Annotated in this window: 24 protein-coding genes and 2 tRNA genes; 11 read left to right on the top strand and 15 right to left on the bottom strand. The window is 33.3% G+C overall.

Going from position 1 to position 25,823, the window contains the following annotated elements; genetic code table 11:
• Positions 1-94: 94 nt before the first annotated feature.
• The 5 genes from MPR_RS05020 to MPR_RS05000 all read right to left on the bottom strand — a co-directional run bounded on the left by MPR_RS05020 (position 95) and on the right by MPR_RS05000 (position 3,493).
• On the bottom strand, positions 95-478 hold the full coding sequence (locus tag MPR_RS05020; RefSeq protein ID WP_052472643.1) for a pentapeptide repeat-containing protein: 384 nt from the start codon (positions 476-478) through the stop codon (positions 95-97).
• 133 nt (positions 479-611) lie between these two features.
• Entirely contained in the window at positions 612-1,481 is an 870-nt protein-coding gene (locus MPR_RS05015; RefSeq protein ID WP_432416612.1) for an IS3 family transposase, read from the bottom strand.
• Positions 1,482-1,513: 32 nt separating this feature from the next.
• Positions 1,514-2,047, bottom strand: a complete 534-nt coding sequence (locus tag MPR_RS18095; RefSeq protein WP_052472632.1) for a transposase — start codon at positions 2,045-2,047, stop codon at positions 1,514-1,516.
• A gap of 134 nt (positions 2,048-2,181) precedes the next feature.
• Entirely contained in the window at positions 2,182-2,697 is a 516-nt protein-coding gene (locus MPR_RS05005) for a hypothetical protein (protein WP_006256799.1), read from the bottom strand.
• 139 nt (positions 2,698-2,836) lie between these two features.
• Entirely contained in the window at positions 2,837-3,493 is a 657-nt protein-coding gene (locus MPR_RS05000; protein WP_041889828.1) for an HAD family hydrolase, read from the bottom strand.
• A gap of 100 nt (positions 3,494-3,593) precedes the next feature.
• Between MPR_RS05000 and MPR_RS04995 the strand changes: the two genes are divergently transcribed.
• The 6 genes from MPR_RS04995 (at position 3,594) to MPR_RS04970 (ending at position 8,850) form a co-directional block, all read left to right on the top strand.
• Positions 3,594-4,136, top strand: coding sequence for an RNA polymerase sigma factor (locus MPR_RS04995; protein WP_006256801.1), 543 nt, complete (start codon positions 3,594-3,596; stop codon positions 4,134-4,136).
• A 43-nt stretch (positions 4,137-4,179) separates the two neighbouring features.
• The gene (locus tag MPR_RS04990; RefSeq protein WP_041889825.1) at positions 4,180-4,593 is read left to right on the top strand and encodes a hypothetical protein; all 414 of its coding nucleotides are present in this window, start codon (positions 4,180-4,182) and stop codon (positions 4,591-4,593) included.
• A gap of 4 nt (positions 4,594-4,597) precedes the next feature.
• Positions 4,598-5,029, top strand: a complete 432-nt coding sequence (locus MPR_RS04985; RefSeq protein WP_041895185.1) for a hypothetical protein — start codon at positions 4,598-4,600, stop codon at positions 5,027-5,029.
• A gap of 246 nt (positions 5,030-5,275) precedes the next feature.
• Positions 5,276-6,487 (top strand): RsmB/NOP family class I SAM-dependent RNA methyltransferase, encoded by a 1,212-nt coding sequence (locus tag MPR_RS04980; protein WP_006263112.1) that lies wholly within the window; start codon positions 5,276-5,278, stop codon positions 6,485-6,487.
• Between the two features lie 76 nt (positions 6,488-6,563).
• On the top strand, positions 6,564-7,517 hold the full coding sequence (locus tag MPR_RS04975) for an endonuclease I family protein (protein ID WP_041889821.1): 954 nt from the start codon (positions 6,564-6,566) through the stop codon (positions 7,515-7,517).
• Between the two features lie 310 nt (positions 7,518-7,827).
• A complete protein-coding gene (locus MPR_RS04970) occupies positions 7,828-8,850 on the top strand; it encodes an endonuclease I family protein (RefSeq protein WP_041889818.1) in 1,023 nt (340 codons plus the stop codon).
• A 282-nt stretch (positions 8,851-9,132) separates the two neighbouring features.
• On the opposite strand, the gene MPR_RS04965 is transcribed toward MPR_RS04970, so the two are convergent.
• A complete protein-coding gene (locus MPR_RS04965) occupies positions 9,133-9,783 on the bottom strand; it encodes a DedA family protein (RefSeq protein WP_039851641.1) in 651 nt (216 codons plus the stop codon).
• 366 nt (positions 9,784-10,149) lie between these two features.
• Between MPR_RS04965 and MPR_RS04960 the strand changes: the two genes are divergently transcribed.
• A tRNA-Met gene (locus MPR_RS04960) sits at positions 10,150-10,223 on the top strand.
• Positions 10,224-10,543: 320 nt separating this feature from the next.
• Positions 10,544-11,488, top strand: coding sequence for an endonuclease I family protein (locus MPR_RS04955; RefSeq protein ID WP_041889813.1), 945 nt, complete (start codon positions 10,544-10,546; stop codon positions 11,486-11,488).
• 39 nt (positions 11,489-11,527) lie between these two features.
• Here the strand turns inward: MPR_RS04955 and MPR_RS04950 are convergent, their stop codons facing one another.
• Together MPR_RS04950 and MPR_RS04945 are read right to left on the bottom strand one after the other, a co-directional pair.
• Positions 11,528-12,199: a sterol desaturase family protein gene (locus MPR_RS04950; RefSeq protein ID WP_041889810.1), complete on the bottom strand. Its 672-nt coding sequence runs from the start codon at positions 12,197-12,199 to the stop codon at positions 11,528-11,530.
• A 38-nt stretch (positions 12,200-12,237) separates the two neighbouring features.
• Positions 12,238-13,245 carry a 3-oxoacyl-ACP synthase III family protein gene (locus tag MPR_RS04945; RefSeq protein WP_041889808.1) on the bottom strand — a complete coding sequence of 336 codons (1,008 nt, stop codon included), beginning with the start codon at positions 13,243-13,245 and terminating at the stop codon, positions 12,238-12,240.
• A 61-nt stretch (positions 13,246-13,306) separates the two neighbouring features.
• Here MPR_RS04945 and MPR_RS04940 point away from each other — a divergent pair, with 61 nt between their 5' ends.
• Complete coding sequence (locus MPR_RS04940) at positions 13,307-15,808, top strand: alpha/beta hydrolase family protein (RefSeq protein ID WP_082027817.1); 2,502 nt, start codon at positions 13,307-13,309, stop codon at positions 15,806-15,808.
• 81 nt (positions 15,809-15,889) lie between these two features.
• Here the strand turns inward: MPR_RS04940 and MPR_RS04935 are convergent, their stop codons facing one another.
• A complete protein-coding gene (locus MPR_RS04935; RefSeq protein ID WP_041889803.1) occupies positions 15,890-16,852 on the bottom strand; it encodes an ABC transporter ATP-binding protein in 963 nt (320 codons plus the stop codon).
• A gap of 120 nt (positions 16,853-16,972) precedes the next feature.
• Positions 16,973-17,914: a thioredoxin-disulfide reductase gene (gene trxB / locus MPR_RS04930; RefSeq protein WP_041889800.1), complete on the bottom strand. Its 942-nt coding sequence runs from the start codon at positions 17,912-17,914 to the stop codon at positions 16,973-16,975.
• Between the two features lie 353 nt (positions 17,915-18,267).
• Between trxB and MPR_RS04925 the strand changes: the two genes are divergently transcribed.
• Positions 18,268-18,342 (top strand) — tRNA-Pro (locus MPR_RS04925).
• 115 nt (positions 18,343-18,457) lie between these two features.
• Entirely contained in the window at positions 18,458-18,922 is a 465-nt protein-coding gene (locus MPR_RS04920; RefSeq protein ID WP_041889797.1) for an SgcJ/EcaC family oxidoreductase, read from the top strand.
• A gap of 8 nt (positions 18,923-18,930) precedes the next feature.
• Here the strand turns inward: MPR_RS04920 and MPR_RS04915 are convergent, their stop codons facing one another.
• The 5 genes from MPR_RS04915 to MPR_RS04895 all read right to left on the bottom strand — a co-directional run bounded on the left by MPR_RS04915 (position 18,931) and on the right by MPR_RS04895 (position 25,800).
• Entirely contained in the window at positions 18,931-19,521 is a 591-nt protein-coding gene (locus MPR_RS04915; RefSeq protein WP_041895183.1) for a helix-turn-helix domain-containing protein, read from the bottom strand.
• Positions 19,522-19,967: 446 nt separating this feature from the next.
• Positions 19,968-21,275, bottom strand: coding sequence for a DUF4374 domain-containing protein (locus MPR_RS04910; RefSeq protein ID WP_041889794.1), 1,308 nt, complete (start codon positions 21,273-21,275; stop codon positions 19,968-19,970).
• A gap of 30 nt (positions 21,276-21,305) precedes the next feature.
• The gene (locus tag MPR_RS04905) at positions 21,306-23,648 is read right to left on the bottom strand and encodes a TonB-dependent receptor (protein ID WP_041889793.1); all 2,343 of its coding nucleotides are present in this window, start codon (positions 23,646-23,648) and stop codon (positions 21,306-21,308) included.
• Between the two features lie 345 nt (positions 23,649-23,993).
• On the bottom strand, positions 23,994-24,920 hold the full coding sequence (gene rluF / locus MPR_RS04900) for a 23S rRNA pseudouridine(2604) synthase RluF (RefSeq protein WP_041889791.1): 927 nt from the start codon (positions 24,918-24,920) through the stop codon (positions 23,994-23,996).
• 49 nt (positions 24,921-24,969) lie between these two features.
• On the bottom strand, positions 24,970-25,800 hold the full coding sequence (locus tag MPR_RS04895; RefSeq protein ID WP_041889789.1) for an alpha/beta hydrolase: 831 nt from the start codon (positions 25,798-25,800) through the stop codon (positions 24,970-24,972).
• Between the last annotated feature and the right edge of the window lie 23 nt (positions 25,801-25,823).

Raw genomic sequence — 25,823 nt, 5'->3', positions numbered from 1 at the left:
TGTTAGAAAACCTGTTAAGTAACCTTACAGCTCTATTATGTATATAAAACAAAAGACTTAACTATAATGGTTAAGTCTTTTGTTTCTAAATTCGCTATTCTGTTATATAATCAGGTATATCCATATCTGTAAATTGAGATAACTTAGGAAGAATACAACCTTCCATTTTCACTCCTCTAAAATCACATTTAATAAATGTCGTATTAGTGAAATTACAATTATAGAATTTTGAAGCTCTGAACTCTACTCGAGCAAATTGTGCATCAGTGAAATCGCAATTATAAAATTTGGTTCTACGTCCACCATATTCATGTCCATATGTCCCTATACCTATCTTAGCACCAACAAAAGAACAATCTTCAAAAACAGCATCATCTGCATTAAATACCAATTTAGCTTCCTGAAAATTACATTTTTTTATTATAGATTTATCTAGCATACATCTATCAAACTTTGCTTTGGTAAAATTGACTAACATCCATTCACTTTCAAATGTTGCTACTTCTATAATAGAATAAGATAAATTAACATTATGTCTCGTCCTACTATAACTGTACAGTTATAGTTAATAATCCTACTTAATACTGTACAGATTTTTATTAATCCTTTTATTACTGTACAGGTTGTTGTTTTTGTTTATTAGTCTTGTAATAATTCTTCCATCTCTTAGTTAGAATACCTGTCTTTAAATGAGCTTGATTTGGAGTTAACCTATCACAACTATCATGAGGTCTAATTTGGTTATAAGCTTCTATACTATTCTTAATTTTATCAATCGTTTTTTGATAACCTAAACTTGAATAGTTTAAATCAAATTCACCTTTAATTATACCATTTACACGCTCAGCTATTGCATTATCTCTTGGTTCACCACCTTGTGTTGTACTAATAGATATGTTGTTTTCTATCAGTATTTTAGTATAAACACTACTGCAGTATTGACATCCTCGATCTGAATGATGAATAAGTTTCTCTGTATAAATCCTGTTCTTTAATGCCATTTTCAAGGCTTGTAAGCATCCATTAGTGGTTAAATCTAAGCTAAAACTATAGCCCATTATTTTATGAGAATAAGCATCTGTGATTAAACTTAAATAGCCCCAAGTATTATTTAACCTGATATAGGTGATGTCACTTACCCAAAATTGTTCTGGTCTAGTAACTTTTACTCCATTATACAAGTCTAAATACTGTCCTCTCCAAGCTCTGGAGTCTGTTGTATATGCTTTGCGCTTTCGTTGCCTAACCAACATTTTATGACTGTCTAATAAATCAAACAGATAATCTCTTCCTACGCTTATATTGTGCGAACCTAAGCGTTCTTGTAACATATGTTGAAGTTTTCGAGTACCTACTCTTGGTAGAGTAGCTCTAATATTTAAAACTTCTTGAAGAATAATCTCATCTTTAATAGATTGACTTGCGTATCTGTCTATTGACTGATAATAAGCACTTCGAGTTTTACCAAACAGTTGACATATTTTTTTTATTCCCTTATTAGGGTATAAGAGTTTTACTTCTTCAACTGCTTGGAACCAGACTTTTTTCTGATATCAATATCCAAACTTTTCTCTGCTACATCTATCAATGTATTTAAAGCTACTATCTTAAATTGTGCCTCTGATAAAGCCTTTTTTAAAGCTTTAATTTCTAAAGATTCTGTATTGGATGTTTTTTCTTCCATAAGTGACGGAATAACAATTTCATTACAAATATCTATGTTTTTATTATAATTAACTAACAACCAGTTATTTATTGTACTTATACTTTCTACACCATACATTATACAGGCTTCTTGTGCTGTCATATGGTGTTCTGTAATACTATGAACTACTTGACGTTTAAGGCTTTCTGAATAAACTTTATTCTTACGTGTAGCATGATACTCGGGACTTGCATATTTCTTAACCCAACGATTTAGCGTAGATTTATTTAGGCTATACTCGCGAATTACCGAATTTTGACTTGCTCCATTCTCTATTTCTTGAACTATTTGTTCTATGAATTTTAAATGATAACGCTCTTTGTTTTTTGGTTCTCTTCCCATCTTTTAATGTTTTAAAAACTGTACAGTTTTTTTAGGACGGGTCACGGCAACTAAAACTAAAAGAACCTAACTAGTAGATACAAAAAAAAGCTACACCGAAGTGTAGCTTTCTATATCTTTAACAAAGTCTAAGATTAGAATCTCTTCATTTGTTCTTTCATCATTTTGATTTGGTCTTTTAACATCCCTTGTTTATCAAGCTTCTGCGCTTCTCCTAGAAGTTTAGTAGCTTCTAGCTTACGTCTCTTCGTCATCGCGATACCTGCTAACTGAAGTTTAGCCATTGCTAAGTCTTGATCCATGTTTAATCCAAGTTCTACAGCTTTCTTCATATACTTCTCTGAAGCATTTAAGTTAGTCTGAGAAGTCATGATTCCCATTAAGTAGTTATAATATCCATTCTGCTTACGCACTAATGCTGTCTCTGGATTTTTGATTTTATTCAACCATTTTTGGGCACCGTCAAAATCTTGTTTTCTCAATTTTAAGAAAGCTAATAAGATAAACTCATTTTTATAGTAAAGTAATATTACTAATGAAATAAGGAACAATAAGAAAATACCGTTACCAATATTACCTTCTACGAATTGCCAAACTGATACTGCGAATAATACCGCAGCGATACCTAATTTAATATATCTATGAAACATCTACTTAATAAGCTTTTATTATAAAGAACGCAAAGTTAATAATTTCTATCCATTATAAAAATAAAAGAAAGTCAAATTAAACGCCTTTATATTCCTAAATCATTATATTTTCTCTTATCGACTTTTTATCTACTCTGTCTTAGAGCTGGATGACATAGTCTGCATCTATTGCCGTAAAATCGTGTACGATATAGTTAGCCCCTGTATAGTCTTGTTGTTTAGAGTTAGCACTCTTATATCCTATCACCTTAATGCCTGCTGCATTAGCTGCCTTGATACCATTAGTACTATCTTCTATTACAATGCAGTCATCTTTATCACTATACTTCGCTAGTGAAGCTGCCTTTAAGAATATCGCTGGGTCTGGTTTAGACTTAGGAAGATCCTCACCACTTACGATATGTGTAAAGAACGGATACAGCCCAAAACGAGTGAACACTCTATCTATCGTACTCTTAGATGCTGATGATCCTACGATAAGCTCTATCCCTTTAGCATGTAATCCTTCTATCAAGTCACGTACACCATCTATTAGCTCTAGATCAGGCTTGGTATCAAAAGATTCGTTGAACAACGCTCTTTTTCTCAATACCATATCCGGAATATTACCTTCTACACCATATATTTCTTTTATGCGCTCATACGTATTCTTAGTAGAGTGCCCTGTAAAGGAATTATATACGTGCTCTGAAACTTCTATTCCCAATTCTTTAAAGTGACTGTGATATGCATAACGGTGTACCGGCTCAGTATCTACAATCACCCCGTCCATATCAAATATAACCGTCTTGATCATTTTTTTTCTGACAAAAATAATCCTTTATATCAATATACTGACTTTATTTATCTACATTTACTCCTCTCATCCAAAAACAAACTATAAAATATCAAAACTCTTGTCTGACGAAATTTCACTCTTACATCGATTACAAAATAACGACACAAAGCATGAAGCATTTCGTGAATTACTAAGCCTCTATCAGCAGCGCTTATATATGCATATCCGTACTATCGTGCTGAATCACGATGATACAGATGATGTGCTACAAGAAGTATTTATAAAAATCTACCAAAACATAGATACCTTTAAAGGGAATAGTCAATTGTTCTCATGGATGTATAGAATAGCGACTAATCAAGCACTAGACTTTCTAAAGTCAAAAAGCAGAAAAATGCAACTAGAAGATGATGAGCTAAATGAGTATCTAGTCAATCAACTAGAAGCAGACAGTCTATTCGATGGAGATGAAGCAGAACTCATATTACAAAAGGCAATAGCATCATTACCTCAAAAACAACAACTCGTCTTCAAGATGAAATACTATGAAGATCTAGACTACCAGACTATATCAGAAATTTTAGAGACCAGTGTAGGAGCACTAAAAGCTTCTTATCACCACGCAGTAAAGAAAATAGAACTTTTTATAGAGTCAAATTAAACCTTTGTACTTTTTAATCGTCTAACTAATAAAGGAGAAGAATATGGACAATAAATATTTAAATACGAAAGATCCTAAAGGCACTTTTAAAGTACCTGAAGACTACTTTGCTAATCTAGAGAGTAGAGTATTAGCTAATATTGACTCTTCTATCACTCCTACTCCTAAAGTAGTACCTCTGTATAAAAACCGTTATATTTGGACCACAGCAGCAGCGGCTATTGCATTGCTGTTTGGTATTAAGTTCTTCTTTACTCCAGATTCTAATACTTTAAATAAAGATAGTATAGAGAGTTACTTAGAATACAATCAAAGTTTTTCTTTAAACAATGATATTATCAATGCATTAGATGAAGAGGACCTCAACGACCTAAAAGACAATATAGAAATAAAACAATCCCAAATAGATCATTATGTGTTATCACATATTGACATCGAGTATTACTTAAATGAATAATACAATGAAACAATTATTAAGTATTTTAATGGTGCTTATGTTTAGTGTAACTACTTATGCACAAGACAAACATGATCAGATTAGATCATTAAAAGTTGCTCATATCACAGCCGAATTAAACTTGAGCAGCGAACAAGCCGAAAAGTTCTTACCAATCTACATCACTTATGATAAGAAGATGTCAGAACTACGACACACTAATGTATTTAAATACATCAAAAACGCAGATATACAAGACTTAAACAAGCTTAGTGATAAAGAAGCGAATAAGAAGGTACAAGAACTAATAGACTTCGAAGAATCTTATTCTTCTGCTCGAATCAAGTTTGTAGAAGATGCTAAAAAAATCATAGGTGAAAAGAAAATTCTTATTCTAAAGAAGGCAGAAGACGACTTTAACCGTCAACTCCTAAAAAAGTATAAAGACAAGAAGTAATTCTATTTAACCCGAATTATGCAATAGACATATAAACGAAAAGTAATTATACAAAATAGGTCTGAATTAGTGATTAAAGCATACTATAGTATGGTTTGAGAGCTAATGAAAGAATTATGAAGTAGAATTGCTTTGTAGTATTTGGCTAATGCGTAATTTGGGTTTAACTTAAAATAATATTAATCCATACCTATAAAGCCCACAAATCAACGTATATTTGTGGGCTATTTTATATATAATATAATAATGAGATTACACAGAAACCTTGTATTTACAGTTATAGACTCTATTTTAGCTATATTCAACGATGGTGAGTATGCAGATAAAATGGTAGCTAGAGCCTTGAAAAAAGATAAACGCTGGGGAAGCGCTGATAGAAAATTCGTAGCTGAGACTATCTATGAAATCGTAAGATGGAGAAGACTATATGCTGAAATAGCAGAAGTAAAAGACCCTATAAACAGAGATGACGCTTGGAGAATATTCGCTGTATGGGCTGTACTTAGAGGTTATACATTACCGGACTGGAAATACTTCGAAAACACACCTGCAAGACGTATTAAAGGTAGATTCGACGAATTAAACAAAACACGTAAATTCAGAGAGTCTATTCCTGACTGGATGGATGAACTAGGTGTGAAAGAATTAGGTGAAGAAAAATGGACGAAAGAACTTGCTGCTCAGAATAAACAAGCTAGCGTGATCTTACGTGTGAATACTTTAAAAACAACTAGACAAAAACTATATGGTATTCTGATGGATCTAGATATAGAGACTATCCTACCTGAAGAATATCCTGATGCATTAATCCTTAAAGAAAGAGCGAATGTATTTATGACAGATGCTTTTAAAGAAGGATTATTCGAAGTACAAGATGCTTCTTCTCAGTTAGTAGCTAGACTGTTAGATGTAAAACCTGGAATGCGTGTAGTAGATACATGTGCGGGTGCGGGTGGTAAGACACTACACTTAGCTTCTCTTATGGAGAATAAAGGGCAAATCATAGCAATGGATATCTATGAGAGCAAACAAAAGCAATTAAAGATCAGAGCGAAGCGAAACGGAGCTTTTAATATCGAGTACAGAATCATAGAAGGTACTAAAACGATTAAAAAACTACATGACAAGGCTGATCGTCTATTAATAGATGCACCATGTAGTGGATTAGGAGTATTAAAAAGAAACCCTGATAGCAAGTGGAAGCTTAGACCTGAGTTCGTAGAAGAAATTAAGCAAGTACAAGAGCAAGTATTACAAGATTATTCTAAGATACTTAAAGCTGGTGGTAAGATGGTATATGCTACCTGCTCTATTCTTCCTTCTGAAAATGAACTACAGATAGAAAAATTCTTAAAATCAGATGCTGGTAAAGACTTTAAACTGATCGAAGATCATAAAATTTTATCTAGTGAGTCTGGTTTTGACGGATTCTATATGGCTTTATTAGAGAAAAAATAAACCTACCGATAACAAAAGCCTGTTTTACCTTAAAACAGGCTTTTTACTTATATACTCCTTTTGATATTTCTGACGTATGAAAACCAACTTCCTTATAGCCTCAATATCTCTTTTAGTACTTACGCTAGGTGCATGTGATAAAAAGAGTAATACAAACTTTACTCCTATTTATTCCACTGGAGAAGTACCTACTACTGATGTAAAAGCCACTGAAAACAGTAAGGCTACTACCACTGGTATTTTCTCTATTCCTGCATCTGAACAAGATTATTACCAAGGAGTAGATTTCACTAAAACAGGTCTAGCGCTAAAACAAGAGCTAACAGAACTAAGCACTCGTAAACACGTAAGAGAATTAAGTTATAAAGAAATATGGGAAGCTACCAAAGCAACTGACCTAACACCTGAAGGTAATGAGGTATATCTATTATATGGTCATAAAGGAGTACGCACAGGCACCACAGCGTATACCAGAGGTAAGCAGAGTAATGGTGGTGGTCAAGGACAATGGAACAGAGAACACACTTATGCTAAATCTCTAGGTACCCCTAATCTAAACGAAGCTGGTCCAGGGGCAGATGCACATCATCTAAGAGCAGCAGATGTCAAATGGAATAGTATTAGAGGAAATAAACCATTCGTACAAGGTAGTGGTACTTCTAAACTAGTAGGAGATTATTGGTATCCTGGCGATGAGTGGAAAGGAGATGTAGCGCGTATGATGATGTATATGTATATCCGTTATGAGAATAGATGTATCCCTAAGTATACTCCTAAAGGAAATAATGGAAGAAATGCTGGTGTAGTAGTCGGTACTACTAATAAGATAGATCCCAATATGATTAATCTATTGCTAGAATGGAATGCTGAAGATCCTGTCTCTGAAATCGAGAGATACAGAAATGAGTATCATGCTAACACAAAGAATAAATATGCTCAGGGAAACAGAAATCCCTTTATAGACAACCCTTATTTAGCTACTCAAATCTGGGGCGGCCCAGAAGCAAAAAATAACTGGTCAAAAGAATAACTTTACAATTTTAGATATACTATAAGGACAATCTGACGGATTGTCCTTTTTTTTGGTCTTATCTCTTCCTTATTCCTTTAAAAACGCCTCAGTAATTAATACTAAAAGACCTAAAAAACTAAAGTTCTTCTCAAACTGCCAATAAATAACAATATCATACTTCCTATTTTTGCGTATATACAAGAATATTCACAAACCCTCTCCATCACCTAAACTTAGACAATAGAATAAGTAACTTGCAAGCTAATAGAATAGCGCAAAAATTATTCATTCTATTGTAAAAAACAGAATAATAAATCACTTACCAAACATGAAAAAAACATTACTTGTATTAGCAGGATTAGCCGTCTTCGCTACTTCTTGTACGAAAGACCCTATTATTACCGAACCTACAGAAAAACCAGGTAACGGTGGAGAAGAAAAACCTGATGAAGGAGGAAATTTCACTCCTAATCCTGGAGACTACATCATCCCTGCTCAATACCAACAGTATTACAGCAAGCTAGACTTCACTAAAGAAGGAACACTACTAAAACAACAGTTAGCAAAACTAGTGAAAGATACACATATTCCACAGAGCTATACACCTGGTATCTGGGAAGCAACAGAATTCACTGATCAAGATCCTAAGAACACGAATAATGTTCTTCAGATTTATGGTTGGTCTGATAAAGATGCTAAGGGTGATATCACTAAAATGAGATCTGTCCCAAAAGAACATAAGAATAATGGTACTAATCCTTCAATGCCTATTACTTCTAAATGGGAAAGAGAACACGTATTCGCTAAAGCCTTAGCTGTAGATAAAGCTAAAAAGCAGACAGCTCTAACAACTACATATTCTGATGAGGGTCCAACTGCAATAGAAGATATCGCAGGACATGATGCGCATCACTTACGTGCTATCAATAGATCTACGAACTCATCTAGAAGTAATCACAAATTTATAGATGGTAGTGGGAATTCCGTTAAAAAAGGGAATTACTGGTATCCTGGTGATGAATGGAAAGGTGATGTAGCTCGTATGATGATGTATATGCATATCCGCTATGAAAACGAAAATGGAGGAGGGTATACTAAAGCTACTAAAGTAGGAGTACCTATGGATGCTAAAGCTGGTGTATTAAGCGATGAAATGATTGACTTATTCTTAAAATGGAATGCTGAAGATCCTGTAGATGAAATAGAGAGAAGACGTAATGAATACCACGGTAACCCGAATAATCCTAACTATAGATATTCTCAAGGTAACCGTAACCCATTCATTGACAATCCTGAATTAGCTACTCGTATCTGGGGTGGTCCTAAGGCAGAAAACAAATGGAGTAAATAGCAAAACCCTATTATAAATAAAAGCTAGAAGTCAGTACATGATTTCTAGCTTTTTTTATTATATCTAGTGTCTACACTATCACTTTAACTCAGTACTACAAAACAACTCTACTTCACAATTCTTTCATTAGCTCTAAAACTATACTATAGTGTACTTAAGTCTTAAATGGGCTATCTTATATTGTTTCTTTTATATATCACTATCACATATTATTTGGATAAAGACATAAAAAAACCAATGCTTATCACATTGGTTCTATCGTTTATTATTTAAATTAATATTCTATTCAATCGCTTTTTTGCTTTGTACTTTAGCCTTTATAAACTCATATACAATAGGCAATACAGACACTACGATAATCAGAAGTACAATTTTAGAGAAATTGTCTTTTACAAAAGGTATATTCCCTAAGAAATATCCCGCTAGAGTAAGTCCTAATACCCATACTATCCCTCCTACTACATTATAAGTCATAAATATTCCATATCTCATCTTTCCAATACCTGCTACGAAAGGAGCTAACGTACGAACTATAGGGACAAATCGAGCAATAACGATGGTTCGTTCTCCATACTTCTCATAAAAAGACTGTGTCTTATCTAGGTGTTCTTGTTTCACTACTTGTTTACCAAACAATTTAAACTCCGTTAGACGCATTCCTACTTTTCGTCCGAGATAGTAGTTTAAAGAGTCTCCTGTAATGGCCGCTACTAGAAGAATCGCAATGGTTAATACTATATTCAGCTCATCTGACTGAGCTACTAACATTCCTGTCGCAAAGAGAAGTGAATCACCTGGTAAAAATGGCATAACCACTAAGCCCGTCTCTACAAAAATGATTAAAAATAAAATAACGTATAACCACGTTCCGTATTGCTCTATAAAGATGTGCAAATACTTATCAATGTGAAAAAGATAATCTAATAGTTCCATGCCCTCAAAGATATATATCAAAACAATTTCTAAAAGAAATTTCACAAAATTATAACAATGTGTACCCTTTTGAGAATCTATGTAAAAACATAGCCCTATACTTTATTTAAAATACAAAAAATAGTGCAAGAAACTTCATCTATCCTAATTCTACTGTCCAAAAAAGGTATTTTATTATAGAAAACAGATTAGAATAAAAATATTTCAAAAAAAATAAAAAAATATTTACTCAGTAAACTTTTCATTCTAAATAGGTTAAACTAATCGTGTCATTTATTTTAAAAATATCTCGTAAAAACAGTTTGGAGAACCCATAAATACTACTATATTTGCACTCGCAATACGGAAGTAATGCAGACCAAAAATGGCGAGGTAGCTCAGTCGGTTAGAGCGCAGGATTCATAACCCTGAGGTCACGGGTTCAACTCCCGTCTTCGCTACAAGGCAAAAGGACATCTTTATAAAGATGTCCTTTTTTTATTTGGTTTATTTTGAATCAACATTAAAAGTTGGGGACTACACAAAAAGTTTAGTTAATCTAAAAAGGAGGACTTAGAGATATCTAAAGTTTAAAAAATCATTGATTCATTCTCAAGAATTAATTTTACTTTATGAATGATACTATACGATTTGTTGAACCAAATAAAGCAATACACAAAACTCATAAATAACACAAATACCTCAAATTTACTTTGGTTATTTAAACAATTACACCCGTTAATTTCGTACTTTTAATACCTCTAATTAATATATTTCAACTATGAAAAAAATTAATATCATTCTAATTTCATTATTACTTGGGATCACAGCATGTTCAAAGGATCCTATCATTACTGATCCTGATAATACTGGCTATGTAAAACCAACACCTCCTACAGGAGAAGAAGACAATAGTGGGTATATTCCTATAACACCTGAGAAGATTACAGTTCCACAAGAATTACAAGCTTATTATGCAGATATAGACTTTACAAAAACAGGTACTGCACTTAAAAAACAGTTACATGATAAACTAGAAGAAACCCATACAAAGAAGTTAAAATATACACCAGAAGTTTGGGAAGCTATTAAAGCTACTGACTATGTTCCTGTAAAAACAGGTAAACCAACTCATGTATATTTAATATATGGACATAATGATAAACCTAATTCTAGTGATAAAGAAGCATACACTAGAGAGATAAGTAAACAAAATGCGGGAGGTTCTGGAAAAGACACATGGAATAGAGAGCATGTCTATACTCAAGATGCTGGTAACTTTGATACAAAACCACCAGGTGCTGGTACTGATGTCCACAATCTTCGATCTGCAGATGTAGATTGGAATGGATTAAGAGGAAACAAAAAATTTGCTGAAGGTAATGGTTACTCAGCTGACTTAGGTCAAAACTTATGGTATCCTGGTAATGAATGGAAAGGTGATGTAGCTCGTATGATGATGTATATGTATGTTAGATATGGTGAACAGTGTCTACCTTCTAAGATCGGTGTAGGAAGTACTGCTAAAACACCTGATGGTATGATAGACTTATTTCTAAAATGGCACCAAGAAGACCCTGTATCAGATATAGAAAGAAGACGTAATGAATATCATGGTAACCCAAATAATCCATACGCTCAAGGGAATAGAAACCCTTTTATAGACAACCCTTACTTAGCTAATATGCTATGGAGTGGTCCTACTGTAGAAAACACATGGAAATAATATCATAAAAAAAAGACTATCGATTTGATAGTCTTTTTTTTATTTATTTTTCTTTTCAAACATAAGTTCTTTTACCTTTTCTTTATCTTCTTTCTCCTTATCTAGATCGAACATTGTTCCAAATACTCGATCCCAAAAAGTATTACTTACACCGAAGCCCATTTCTTCATCTTTATAGTGATGCAAATGATGGTTACGCCATAGTGGCTTCATAAACTTAAAGGGTGGTGCAAATGCATGAATAGCATAATGCATCGATGCATATAATAAATAACCTATTATAAAACCAGGATAAAAACCAAATGTATATCTACCCATAATCAGATAATGTAATCCAAAAAGTACAGAAGCTAATATGATACTAGGCACAGGAGGCATAAACAATCGCTGTCTATCTCGAGGATAATGGTGATGATTGCCATGCATAATATAAGCAAACCTCTGCGCATTCGGTTTATCACTTATTAAATGAAAAATATAACGATGTGCTAGATATTCAAAAAAAGTCCAGAATATCATTCCTCCAAAGAATAGAAGAACAAGATTCTGGACTGATAAATTATAATCCGTATATCCTAGATATACTATATATGATAACACAGGTATATACATCCCCCAAATAACTGCAGGATGCCCCTTAGTAAGCATTTCTAAATAAGGATTCTTAAATAATCTAGCCTGACCCTTATTGTGGATTTTATCAAATTTCATAACTACATTAACTTAATTAAAGCTAATATAATTATTTTTTACCACTTAATAATAACACTTCCCCAAGTAAATCCACTTCCAAAAGCTGCTAATACAACTAAATCACCTTCTTTAATCTTACCTGCTTCCCAAGCTTCTGTTAGAGCTATTGGCACAGAAGCAGCAGTTGTGTTTCCGTATTTTTGGATATTATTAAATACCTGGTCATCTGATAAACCAAACTTCTGTTGAATAAATTGAGAAATTCTTAAGTTAGCTTGATGCGGGATTAGCATATTAATATCTGATACTTGTAGACCATTTGCTTCTAATCCTTCATTAATCACCTCACTAAAACGAACTACTGCATTTTTAAACACAAACTGTCCATTCATATGCGGAGTGTAACTAACATCGTCTGGATCATTATCTTTTAAAATATCTGTTACCCATCTACCTCCCATTCCTGGTGCTAATAAAGCTAATTCTTCTGCATGCTCTCCTTGTGAGTGGATATGTGTAGATAATAATCCTTGTTCTTCATTCTCAGAACGAGTCAATACTGCTGCTCCAGCTCCATCACCAAAAATAACAGACACACCTCTACCTCTAGTAGTCATATCTAAACCTGTAGAGTGTACTTCAGACCCTACCACAAGTACGTTTTTATACATACCTGTTTTAATATACTGATCTGCTATAGACAAAGCATAAATAAAACCTGAACACTGCGCACGAATATCTAATGCTGCAACGGTATTTAATCCTAATTCACGTTGTAACATTACTCCTGGGCCTGGAAAATAATAATCAGGACTCAAAGTAGCAAATACGACAAAGTCAATATCCTTAGCCTCTACTCCTGCTCTTTCCATCGCTATACGAGCAGCCTTTACTCCCATTCCAGAAGTTGTATCTTCTTCTAATGCTTTATGTCTTCTTTCATGTATACCTGTTCTCTCTACAATCCATTCATGGTTAGTATCCATTATCTTCGCCAGGTCGTCATTGGTCACTACATTCTCAGGAACGTAATAACCTAATCCGCTTATTTTTGATCTAAACATTTTTAAAAAAATTGGTTTACGAGCTACAAAAATACACTAATAACTAAAAACTTAAACAATTTTGCCACAAAAAGGCTGTATACCCACAGAACACTCAATAATTTCGTTTATATTAGCCGACCTAACGTTAAAACTAACCATAATGAGAATCATCAAAACAACCTTATTATCCCTATTTTTGATTAGTTCTATGTACGCACAAGAAAATGTTACATATCAAAAGCCATCTCAAGAAATTCTAGAATTAGCTGACTTCGAAAGAGCTCCTTCTATATCTATGGACAACAAAATGGAATATATGCTTCTAAGCTATAGAAGTACATATAAGACATTAATGGATTTGAATGTAAACGAAATGAGACTTGCTGGTTTACGTATCGATGTAAACACGAATATTTCAAGCACAGTAACTTATATTACTAACCTAAAAGTTAGAAAAATAAAAGATACTCAAGAAATACAAGTAAAAGGATTACCTACTAATCCTAGAATTACGAATATTACTTGGTCTCCTGATCAATCAAAATTAGCATTCACTAACACTGCTGAAAACGGTGTGGAACTTTGGATCTTAGACGTAAAAACTGCTCAAGCAACTAAACTTACTGAGGCAAATTTAAATGCAAACATCGGTAACCCTATTACTTGGTTTAAGGATAGCCAATCTTTATTGATTAACCAAATCCCTGCTAATAGACCTGCATTAATCGATACTTCTAAAAACTTACCAACAGGTCCTATCGTATCTGTGAGTGAAGGTGTTGTTTCTCAAAATAGAACATACCAAGATTTATTAAAGAATAAAACTGACGAGGCTAACTTCGAAACTTTAGTTACTTCTGAATTATATAAAATAGACCTTAAAGGGAATAAAACACTTTTCAAAAAAGGAGATTTATTTGTAGGTTCTAGTTTCTCTCCTGATGGAGAATATTTAATGGTAACTACATTACAGAAACCATTCTCTTACTTAGTATCACTAAACCGTTTTCCTATGAAAACTGTAGTTTATGACAAAGCGGGTAACTTAGTAAAAGAAGTAAATGATATTCCTCTAAACGAGATTATGCCAAAAGGTTTTATGGCTACACGTGAAGGAAAGAGAAGTATGGGATGGAGAGCTGATAAAGCTGCTAGTATTTATTATGTAGAAGCACTAGATGGTGGTGATCCAGCTAAAGATGTACCATTTAGAGATGAAGTATTCACTTGGGATGCTCCATTTACTGATGCTCCTAAATCTATCGTTAAGCTATCTCAACGTTATGGTGGTATCACTTGGGGTGATGATAACTTAGCTTTAGTAGGTGACCAATGGTATGACACTAGAAACACTAGAACATTCATTATCGATCCATCTAAATTTAATGATGCTCCTGTAAAAATAGAAGACAGAAACTCACAAGACGTATACAGTGATCCAGGTACATTCGAATTAAAAAGAAATGAATTTGATCGTTATGTACTAGCTAAAGAAAACAACAAGCTTTTCTTAATAGGACAAGGTTATACAGCTAAAGGTCAGTTCCCTTTCATCGATGAGTTCGATTTAAAAACATTAAAAACAAAAAGATTATACCAGTCTAATTACACAGATAAGAAAGAGACTATTCAATCTATAGAAGATGTTAAGAAAGGACTAGTATTAGTTGCTATTCAGTCAGCTACTGAATACCCTAACTACTACTTCAGAAATATCAATAAGAAAAATGACTTAAAAGCGATCACTTCATTTAAAAACCCTTTTAGCTCTTTAAACGGAGTACATAAAGAGGTGATTAAATATAAGAGAGAAGATGGTTTAGAATTATCTGGTACTTTATACTTACCAGCTGGATATGATATCAAAGCTAAAAAAGAAAAGTTACCTCTATTAATCTGGGCTTATCCTGCTGAGTACAAAGACAAAAATAGTGCTGCGCAAGTAACACATAACCCTAATGAGTTTACATTCCCTTCTTATGGATCATTTATCTACTGGGTGACGAAAGGATACGCGGTATTAGATGATGCTGCATTCCCTATCGTAGGAGAAGGTAAAGAAGAGCCAAATGATACTTATGTAGAACAATTAGTGGCAAATGGTAAAGCTGCTATTGATGCTGTAGATGCATTAGGATATATCGATAGAAAGAGAGTAGCTGTAGGAGGACACTCTTATGGAGCGTTTATGACAGCTAACTTACTTACTCATTCAGATTTATTTGCAGCAGGTATTGCACGTAGTGGAGCTTACAACAGAACATTAACTCCATTTGGTTTCCAAACAGAACAAAGAAACTATTGGGAAGTTCCTGAAGTATACAATACAATGTCTCCATTTATGAATGCTAGTAAAATGAAGACTCCAATGTTATTAGTACATGGTGAAGCTGATAATAACCCTGGAACATTTACATTACAAACAGAGCGTTACTTCCAAGCGTTAAAAGGATTAGGAGCACCTGTAAGAATGGTTATCCTTCCTAAAGAAAGTCATGGATATGCTGCTAAAGAAAACATCTTCCACCTATTATGGGAACAAGATCAATTCTTAGAGAAAAATGTAAAAAACAAAAAATAGTATATTTTAAAAGCTTAGCAATTGCTGAGCTTTTTTTGATTTATACAAAAAACGCCACTTAATTAAAGTGGCGTTTTTTTATTATTGAAATTTCTTTAAAGCTAGTTTAATCTTAGTCCCTTTTTCGATATTAAAAGGATGATCAAAGAATACTACTCTATCCTCATTAAAGAAAGTTTTTATCATATAACCATCTCCTTTAAAATAAGAATCAAGTACCTCTACCTCTATTTGTCCTTTTTGTTTTGAAAGCATTAACTGGTGAGGATATATTAGCAATAATTCATCTTCTTCAAAAGAAGTTGTAAAGTCCGAGATATATAATTCATTCACCTCTCCGAATAAAGATGCTACATACTTATTCAAGGGGAACTCATATACATCCTTCGTTTCTCCCATATCCACTAACTCACCATCTTTTAATACAATTGTCTCGTCAGCAAAACTCAATGCATCTATACTATCATGAGTAGCTACTATACACGTAATTCCTTTTTCTTTTAAATAAGCAAATAGATTACGTCTAAGCAGACTTCTTCTCGAATAATCAATATGACTAAATGGTTCATCTAATAGTAGAATCTCTGGCTCTAATGCAAGTACACGAGCTATAGCAACACGTTGTTGTTGTCCACCACTTAGGTGTTTTACTTTTACATCTGCATATTCATCTAAATCTACTAATGTCAAAAGCTCTTTTATACGATGCTCTTTCTCTTCCATATAAAAGTTAGAAAGATACTTACCTATATTTTCTTTTACAGAAGTAAAAGGCATTAAATCGAAATCTTGAGCTAGGTATCTCATTTCATCTATTCCAGGAACCAAATGATATGCAGGCCCTAAAACTTGCTTGTTATTCCAGTGAATCTCTCCTTGATCTAAATCTTGTAAACCATAAATCAATTTTAACAAAGTACTCTTGCCACATCCACTTTCTCCTAATAGAGCAACATGCTGTCCTTTTTCGACAACCAAGCTAAGGTTATTAATAACTGTTTTTTCTTCTAAGTAACTAAATGATATATTTTTAAGTAAAAGCATTTCTATTTTTTATGAAAAACAAATATAATAATATCCCTTTAAGCACTATATAATATTAACTTTTAATAATAAAAAAGGGAACCCTCTTGAGGTTCCCTTATATACTGTATTCAATACAAATTACTTAGCAGCTAAATAACGCTCAGCATCTAATGCTGCAATACATCCTGAACCTGCAGCTGTAATAGCTTGTCTATAATCTTTATCCTGTACATCTCCACAAGCAAAAACTCCTTCTACATTCGTTTTACTAGTCTTTCCTTGAGTGATTAAGTATCCTGTTTCATCCATCTCTAATTCTTCTTTAAAGATATCTGTATTAGGTTTATGACCTATAGCTACGAAGAAACCTGTAGCCTCAATATCTTTCTCTTCACCAGTGATATTATTTTTCACACGAACACCTGTTACTACATTACCATCACCTAATACATCTACTGTAGACGTATTCATTAGGATGTCGATGTTTTCAGTATTACGTACACGTTCCTCCATAATACGAGATGAACGGAACTTATCACTACGCACTAACATAGTAACTTTCTTACATAATTTAGATAAGTAATGAGCCTCCTCACAAGCTGAATCTCCTGCTCCTACGATTACTACTTCTTGATTTCTATAAAAGAATCCATCACAAACTGCACATGCAGATACTCCTCCTCCTAATGATAAGTAATGTTGCTCTGATGGTAATCCCAAATACATCGCTGTAGCACCAGTAGAGATAATAACAGTATCAGCATGAATCTCCGTTGTTTCATTTACCCATACTTTCTTTACATCTCCTTTTAGTTCAGCCTTAGTTACCCATCCATCACGGATATCAGCACCGAAGCGTTGTGCTTGTGCTTGTAATTGCATCATCATTTCAGGTCCTGTAACTCCTTCTGGATATCCAGGGAAGTTCTCTACTTCATTTGTTGTTGTTAATTGTCCTCCTGGTTGCATACCTTGATAAAGCACAGGTGCCATATTCGCACGTGCAGCATAAATAGCAGCTGTATAACCAGCAGGTCCTGATCCGATAATTAAGCACTTTACTCTTTCTATAGTTGGCATATTTCTTCCTTTTATTTGTTTCTAAACAAAAATACTTTTTTAAACCATATCTCTACATAAAAAATGATTTAAAATATCAATACTTAAATACAGATAATCTATTCTCATCGAAATATTATACCTATCAAAACATATTATATCACCTAAAGTATCTTTTTCTTCCTTTACACATTACATAATTCTTAATCTTACAAAACATATATTGATTTTAATACATTTTAAAAATACTTATCACACATTAAAACAATCACTTACACAAAACAACCCAAAAAAACATTTATTTTTCACACCTAAACCTTGCAAATACAAAATAATGTTCTATATTTGCACTCGCAATGACAGAATAAGTCTAGCGGGGTGTAGCGTAGCCCGGTCATCGCGCCTGCTTTGGGAGCAGGAGGTCGCAGGTTCGAATCCTGCCACCCCGACAAAAAGGAATCACTATTAAGTGGTTCCTTTTTTATTTACACTCACTTTCTTATTCTACATTAACACCTCTTCATGAATCATTGAGTATCTTCGTAATTATAATAAACGATGATAATGACTAGACAAAATCCAGAAGAAATAGTTCAACAATTTGTAACTGCTTGGAATAAATACGATGCTGACTTACTTGCTGATATTTTTGTAGATGATGCAGACTTTGTCAATGTCACAGGGTTATGGTGGCATAAAAAAGAAGATATTTTTAAAGCTCATGATTATGGCTTACGAGTAATTTTCAAAGAATCTACACTAATAATCAAAAGAACTAAGATCAGATACTTAACAGACACTATAGCTATTGTACATGCAAGACTACAGTTAAGTAATCAATCAGCACTAAAAGAAGATGAAACTCCTCAACTTAGAAACAACTTATTTATTTTCGTAACTCAGAAAATAGAAAACAATTGGTACTGTATAGCAGCTCAGAATGCAGAAGTACAGAGTGGTAAAGAAACTTTTATTAAAAAAGAAGATGGTTCTTTTGAATCAGTCAATTACAATCAATTTAAGAAGTAAAGACTAGTTTAAATATTACATCTTTCCATGGCCTTTTTCTGTTTTAACTCACTAATATACTCTGAAGGCAATACACCTGTATATTTTTTAAAATTAATCGTAAAACGGCTATGAGAAGCAAAACCGCTCTTATCTGCTAAATAACTTATCTTATATGTCAGATAATGTGGTTTAGTTGATAAAGTATCTACCATATAAGAAATCCTCAATTCATTAATATACGTAGCGAAGTCTTTTTCTTTATACATATTAATATAGTAAGACACATAGCGATGATTAACTCCTAAGCTTGCAGAAAGATTACTTAGTGATATTGATTTATCCAAGTATTTTCTTTGTTTCTCAAACTCTTTTATTTTTTGACACAGATAACACTCCATGCCTATAGACATATAATTAGTTTGTTTATTAGAATCATCACTTATTTGTAGCACCTCTTCCTTTAAAGAAGAACCTCTAACTCTTCTTAGCAATCTTTTCGATTTTATTGAACTACTAGATAGTTTCTCATTTATACTCCATATCATACTTTTCTTTAATAGAGAGGCACACTCCATTGTTCTATTAATGATAATACTTAAAAATAATAAGGTCTTCATATTTATACTTTTATCATTATTCAACTATCGTCTATACTGTAGTAACTTCCAAGTCAAATAATATGTGGTGGTGTATTTTATAGTCATACTATAATGAAGCAGACTATAACTTTAGGTTTATTTGATAAAAGTATAATCTCTATAACAGAATGTCACCTTTAAGGGGGTGGACAAAGGGGTGGACTTAACACAATTCACACGACATAAGTATTTTAAAAAGTAATACACCTCATTAATAGAATACTCACTTTCAGATAAACATATACTCATTTAAAGATATAATATCAAAGATTTTTTATATCTCTAATACCTATTTACAGTTAACCACATATTTTTCAATTCTACATCCTTATCCTTTTCAACAAAAAAAAGAGGCTATACAAACTGTATAACCTCTTATAATAAACAACCCTAATTTATTTCGAATACTTTATATAATTAAATTATTATTTTTCTACATTAATTTTACCAATTGTACCAATACTTCCATCAGCTAGGTCTTTAATCTCAAGACCTTTAGTAGCCTTAGCAGCTGTAGCATCTAAAGAATAAACAAATGATTTTGACTCAGCTGTAATAGGTAAGAATACTTCTTTTCCATCTACGAATGGTGCTCCAGCAGCAGCGATATCATTAGCAGCTGGTAATCCTTCTATCCATTTAAAGTCTCCTGTTACAACATTAAATACAGCTAACTTATTAGCAGCAGCCATATTACTTGCTTTACTAGGACTTACGAACATATTAAGTAAGAAATAATCCCCACCGATAGCGAATGCTTTATACACTTTCGTTCCTGAGATCTGTTCTAAGTTAAAGTAATAGTTATTATCAAAGTCTCCTTTTTTAGAATCAAATTTAATAACAGCACTTGGCTTACTTGAGAATGATACTCCATCACCATTAGTAGCATTAGGAGAGAATAAGTAAACGTTTCCATCACCCGCTTTTCCGATAGTAGATACACGACTAGAACGGTAACGCGCTACAGCAAAACTCATCTTATCACTCTTCACTACTTTTTCTAATACTACTTTTTTATTAACATCCGTAGCACTTTCATCAAATTTAAAAACAGCTAACCATGCTCTATCTCTATAAGCAGAAGTATTATCTTCTTTATCATCTTTAGTGATTTTAAATGGTTCGATAGCCATCACAAAACGATCATTACCAATCGTCTCAAGACCTGCGAAGTTAGCATACTCTCCTTTTTCTGCAATGTTCTCTACATTTACATAAGATGTATACTTAATTCCTCCACTGTTACCATCAATGAAGTTAAAAGCCTGAGCCTTTTGTCCTGTAGTTAATTGTACCCCACCAGTTGTAGCAATCATATATTTACCGAAATTCGTAATAAACTCCTCACGAGTAGGTAGGTCAACTGTAGTATGTTTACTCAATTTTCCAGCAGGTGTTAATAACCAACTCTGCATTCCTGAAGGATCTCCTTTTCTATATTCAAAAACATAAGCTCTATTTCCTCCATAAGTATAAACTGTAGTTCCTAATGCCGTTAATCCATTTCCCTTAGCAGATATTTCTCCAGATTTAAGGTCATTGGTAGTCAGTAATAAGTTCGTTTTAGAAGCACTTGCCCCGATTACGTACTTCCATTCTATTTTATTTCCTCCATCAGTTCCACCTTCTTCAGGTGTAGGAGTACTATTGTCATCTGTAGAACAACTAGTCACCGACAATGCCCCAAATATCATAGCAAAAGCAAATGTCGAAAAAACTCTTTTTTTCATTTTAATTGTATTTATTATAGATTAGTAATTTTAGTATGTATAGCGTATTTTAAACATGAAGTTTCTTCCTGGTTTTTGGAAACTATAGTTATCATAAGCTAGTTTATCGAATAGGTTATTAGCCTCTACGGTCAAGTGTATTTTATTATTAAATAAACTGTATGAAGCACTTAGATCATGTACAGCTTGAGACGGAATCCATATAGGATCTTCACCGATTCCTTTAAAGTCGTAACTATAATGATCTATATAGCGAAGGTTATAACCTATATTTAAATTGTTATTTTTCTTTCCTAAGTCTTTAATGATAATCCCCACATCTGCTGATCCAAAGAAATAAGGCTCATTAGGAATTCTCTCATTGTAGTATGGATTTCTCACTCCATAATCTCCAATAGTATACTTTTGTTTACTTCTGATATTTTGAGAAGTTAAACTACCTCCTGCATATATAAAATCATTGTAGGTATAACGAGCTTCCACATTGATACCATAGCTCTCTACTCCTCCGATATTTACACTAGTTGCACGAGATCCTGAACCATAAGGATTACTTCGGATATAATCTTTAGTATCTCTGTATACCAAACCTGCATCTACGAATACTGCATGTATTTTGTTAATCACACCTGAGTAACTGATATTAAGGTTATAGTTTTTACCCTGTTCTGGTTTAAGACCTGTATTCCCCCATACTAAGTCTCCATCTCCAAATAACTCGCTATCAGTAGGTAGCCTAAATGTATTTTCATAAGAAGCTTTGAACTGTAGATCTTTCCACAGATATGTAGCAGCGATACCGTACCCTGTTTTATCTACTTTAGTGCTCTCACTTTGATAAGTATGTTTGATACTGTAGTGTTTACCGAATAGAGATACATTCAGATTATCTAGAATATTATAGCGATAAGACAGTGCCATAATATTTTTAAAACTACTTCTTTTTATCTCACTATTCTTTTCTGATTGAGTTTCTTTTACAGCTAGTGGGTCTTTTGTCTTTCTGTTGAAATAGTACATTACATCATTAAAACTAAATGAGTGTTTGTCATTTAATTTATAATTTACATTAAAAGTAGTTGAACCATTATGATCATAGAACTTAGTCATAGAAGGACCTCCTCCAGACTCACCTTGTTTTAACGTTTTGATACGCTCACCTGCCCAGTTATATTTATAAGAAGAGGTATCTATATTTTGATTATACCCACCGTTATAATTTGATGTGATACTTACATCTAATCCATCTATAAATAGATTCTTTTTGCTATACTCTAATGAGGGCATAATAGTTACAGAACGACGTTTCTTGTCTCCGAATACCTTCTCCATAATAGTACCTGTCTGCACACCTCGTTTTCCTTCTCCATAAGTAAACCCTAGCATTAATCTATCTGCATAAGACTTATCTACCACCCCTACTTTAGCCACTACAGTAGCAGTTTGGAATCTATCATTAAAACGTCTTACCCATTGTTTTTCTTTAGAATAAACTCCTGATTGCAGATCTACCACAGGGACTAATACTTTATAATCGTTATCTGAGTAATTCTGAAAAGCATTTAACTGAGCCACTATACCATTATTAAAAGCTTTACTTACATTCAGGTGACTCTTGTATGTATGGAATGAACCAGTAGTAAATGAAGCGTCTATTTTAGTCTCTTTAGATTTATTCGTAATAATATTCACTACTCCACCCAAGGCATCAGATCCAAACTCCACAGGCACTACACCTTTATAAACTTCGATTCTGTCAACCATCGTGATCGGTAAGTTGTTTATTTTAAACTCACTACCAAACCCTTCCATAGGTACCCCATCTATAAAGAATCGAATGTGTTTACCACTAAATCCATTCATTGAGAAATTATAGTCAGATCCCTCACCTCCATCTTTGCGCACTTTCACTCCAGATACTCTATCTAGTGCTCCAGCTACATCTAATGACGTATTGTATAGTGGTTTTGCATCTATAGCCACTACGTTATAAGCAGATTCTCTAACTTTCTCGATAGGCTGTTTTACTTGTAGTACTACATTATCTAAGAAAGAGTTATTTGTATCAAGTTTGAAGTTATGTGTTATACTCTCGCCTGCTTTAACCTCAAATGAATACTCTTTAGATTCATAACTGACGTGTTGTACAACTAATTTATACTTGCCAGGTCTTTTTGTTTTAATAGTATATCGTCCTTTATTATCTGTTAACTCACTATGATGAGTATCTAATAAACTGACTGTAGCATAATCAATAGGCTCTCCATTCGCATCTTGTACAACCCCAGAAATAACAACTGGCTTATCTTGCGCAAAAGAAGTAAACTGACCTATATTAAAAATTGCAAAAATTAATAGTAGATAGTGTTTCATTGTTCTAAGAACTTAATGTTGTGTTAGTAATTATATTATTTAGATTAATTATAAATTGAAGACAAATATATTTACTTATAACTAAACAACCATAACAACTTAGAATAAATATAAATAACAACTCAATACAGACAATAATCGTCATCGTAATACTCTAAAAACAAAACACATTAACCTTTAATATTTTACTAAAATTCACATATTATTAACTAATCTATTTTATAAATAAAAAAAGTCAGAACTACCAATAATTCTGACTTTATGCACAAAATGCACTTTTTAAGCTTATTAATTCTAAATAAAAAGGTATTAGAATTGAACACAAACAAAAAAAAGAGAACTAAACTAGTTCTCTCTTCTTCTATTTCTTAATCTTTCGTTCTTAACCTCTTTTGGTTTATTCACGCTATTATTGCGTTCTCTATCGAAGTTTTTCTTAGGCCTACGCTCATCCTTAGCATAACTTCCTCCTCTTCTACCAGAATCTTTACCTGTAGTCATACGACGACGAATACTCTGCTGACTCTCTTGATTTCTATTTAGACTCGCCTCTTCTGTCATTACAGAAGGCTCTATTAAGCGATTAAGCTCATCCAATTCTGCTTTTGTCAAGTCTCTATAAGTACCCACAGGTACATCTAAAGAAATATTAATAATACGTATCCTCTTTAATGCAACTACGTCATAGTCAAAATACTCACACATACGTCTAATCTGTCTGTTCAAACCTTGAGTAAGGAATATTCTAAACACGGTCTTACTGATCTGTTCTACTCTACACTTCTTAGTCACTGTGTCTAATATAGGCACACCTGTTCCCATACGTTGAATAAAACGATCTGTAATAGGCTTATTCACAGTTACAATATATTCTTTCTCATGATCATTCTTTTGGCGCAATATCTTATTCACGATATCTCCATCATTCGTCATCAGAATAAGCCCTTCACTATCCTTATCTAATCGTCCTACTGGAAAGATGCGTTTAGGATAATTAATATAGTCCACGATATTATCGCGTACACTCGTATTAGTAGTACACTCGATACCAATAGGTTTATAAAAAGCTAAATAAACATTCTCTTCATTTTTTTTAACGATTAATTGTCCATTTACGCGTATCTCATCATCTTCAGACACTTTTGTCCCCATCTCAGGCACTACACCATTGACAGTGACTCTCCCCTCATCTATAAGTCTATCTGCTTCTCTTCTAGAACAAAAACCTACTTCAGACAAATATTTATTTAAACGTGTTTGCATTTTTTCCATATCACAAAATTAGCTATTTTATTCGCTATTAAACAATGCTATAACGAAGCTAATTCATAAAATAATTCTTAATTTTTTCGAAGGCGATTCTATCTTGAACAGAATGCCCTAATCCTTCTGTATAATAAATCTCTATTCCTTTTTGGCTTGCGATATCGTGAAAAACCGTACACTCAGCCAATTCTACTACTACATCATCTTTATCGTGAATAATCAATGTCTGATTAGGCAATGATTTTATAAAGTTACGACTAGCATATTCTCCCATATCCATATCGATTAGCCCTTCTAAGAATTGTAATAAATCGCTAGATACTTTTTTCCAGTATCCTAACATGCCAATATAATTATCAATTACATGCTGAAAACGATCTAAACAAGCCATTAAAACAACCTTCTCTACGAAATCATATTTCACTACACTCATCTGGTGTAACAGAGCAAACGCTCCTAGAGAATGAGCTACAACGTACTGTGGTCTAAACGCTCGTAAACAATGATCCATCAAATGAGAATAATCGATAACACTCAGATTACTTCCATCACTAAGGCCTAGGCCCATCGCATCTATACTGATATACTGGTACTGATCATCTAAATAAGTCACTAGTTCTTCCCAGCGACCAGCATTACTCTCCCAGCCGTGAAAAAGCATAACTAATGGCAACTCTGATTGCTCTTGATTCCAACGGTAACATTGGATACTCAGTCCATCATAGACAAATCTATCTTGATGGGCTTCAGATAAAAAGTATGGAATATCTCTTCGCTTAAGTTGCCCTTTACGAGGTGTAGAGAATAACTTATAAGCAATAGCACATGTTTTCTTAGGAGCAAATAACGACAATAAATTAATCAATAAACCTAGACACTTAACCATATATAACTTCTGGAAATAAAAAA

The sequence above is a fragment of the Myroides profundi genome, assembly GCF_000833025.1.
GTDB lineage: Bacteria > Bacteroidota > Bacteroidia > Flavobacteriales > Flavobacteriaceae > Flavobacterium > Flavobacterium profundi_A.
Note: the sequence above shows the minus strand (reverse complement) of the source record. Positions and strands in the feature narration are given on the sequence as shown.

Excerpts from the sequence above, each read along its gene's own strand:
- MPR_RS04935 (WP_041889803.1), bottom strand. The coding sequence starts at position 16,852 with ATGCTTTTACTTAAAAATATATCATTTAGTTACTTAGAAGAAAAAACA.
- MPR_RS04945 (WP_041889808.1), bottom strand. The coding sequence starts at position 13,245 with ATGTTTAGATCAAAAATAAGCGGATTAGGTTATTACGTTCCTGAGAAT.
- MPR_RS04970 (WP_041889818.1), top strand. The coding sequence starts at position 7,828 with ATGAAAAAAACATTACTTGTATTAGCAGGATTAGCCGTCTTCGCTACT.
- MPR_RS04905 (WP_041889793.1), bottom strand. The coding sequence starts at position 23,648 with ATGAAACACTATCTACTATTAATTTTTGCAATTTTTAATATAGGTCAG.
- MPR_RS04910 (WP_041889794.1), bottom strand. The coding sequence starts at position 21,275 with ATGAAAAAAAGAGTTTTTTCGACATTTGCTTTTGCTATGATATTTGGG.
- MPR_RS05005 (WP_006256799.1), bottom strand. The coding sequence starts at position 2,697 with ATGTTTCATAGATATATTAAATTAGGTATCGCTGCGGTATTATTCGCA.
- rluF (WP_041889791.1), bottom strand. The coding sequence starts at position 24,920 with ATGGAAAAAATGCAAACACGTTTAAATAAATATTTGTCTGAAGTAGGT.
- MPR_RS18095 (WP_052472632.1), bottom strand. The coding sequence starts at position 2,047 with ATGGGAAGAGAACCAAAAAACAAAGAGCGTTATCATTTAAAATTCATA.
- MPR_RS04955 (WP_041889813.1), top strand. The coding sequence starts at position 10,544 with ATGAAAAAAATTAATATCATTCTAATTTCATTATTACTTGGGATCACA.
- MPR_RS04920 (WP_041889797.1), top strand. The coding sequence starts at position 18,458 with ATGACTAGACAAAATCCAGAAGAAATAGTTCAACAATTTGTAACTGCT.
- MPR_RS04975 (WP_041889821.1), top strand. The coding sequence starts at position 6,564 with ATGAAAACCAACTTCCTTATAGCCTCAATATCTCTTTTAGTACTTACG.
- trxB (WP_041889800.1), bottom strand. The coding sequence starts at position 17,914 with ATGCCAACTATAGAAAGAGTAAAGTGCTTAATTATCGGATCAGGACCT.
- MPR_RS04915 (WP_041895183.1), bottom strand. The coding sequence starts at position 19,521 with ATGAAGACCTTATTATTTTTAAGTATTATCATTAATAGAACAATGGAG.
- MPR_RS04950 (WP_041889810.1), bottom strand. The coding sequence starts at position 12,199 with ATGAAATTTGATAAAATCCACAATAAGGGTCAGGCTAGATTATTTAAG.
- MPR_RS04990 (WP_041889825.1), top strand. The coding sequence starts at position 4,180 with ATGGACAATAAATATTTAAATACGAAAGATCCTAAAGGCACTTTTAAA.
- MPR_RS05000 (WP_041889828.1), bottom strand. The coding sequence starts at position 3,493 with ATGATCAAGACGGTTATATTTGATATGGACGGGGTGATTGTAGATACT.
- MPR_RS04980 (WP_006263112.1), top strand. The coding sequence starts at position 5,276 with ATGAGATTACACAGAAACCTTGTATTTACAGTTATAGACTCTATTTTA.
- MPR_RS04965 (WP_039851641.1), bottom strand. The coding sequence starts at position 9,783 with ATGGAACTATTAGATTATCTTTTTCACATTGATAAGTATTTGCACATC.
- MPR_RS04895 (WP_041889789.1), bottom strand. The coding sequence starts at position 25,800 with ATGGTTAAGTGTCTAGGTTTATTGATTAATTTATTGTCGTTATTTGCT.
- MPR_RS05020 (WP_052472643.1), bottom strand. The coding sequence starts at position 478 with ATGTTAGTCAATTTTACCAAAGCAAAGTTTGATAGATGTATGCTAGAT.
- MPR_RS04985 (WP_041895185.1), top strand. The coding sequence starts at position 4,598 with ATGAAACAATTATTAAGTATTTTAATGGTGCTTATGTTTAGTGTAACT.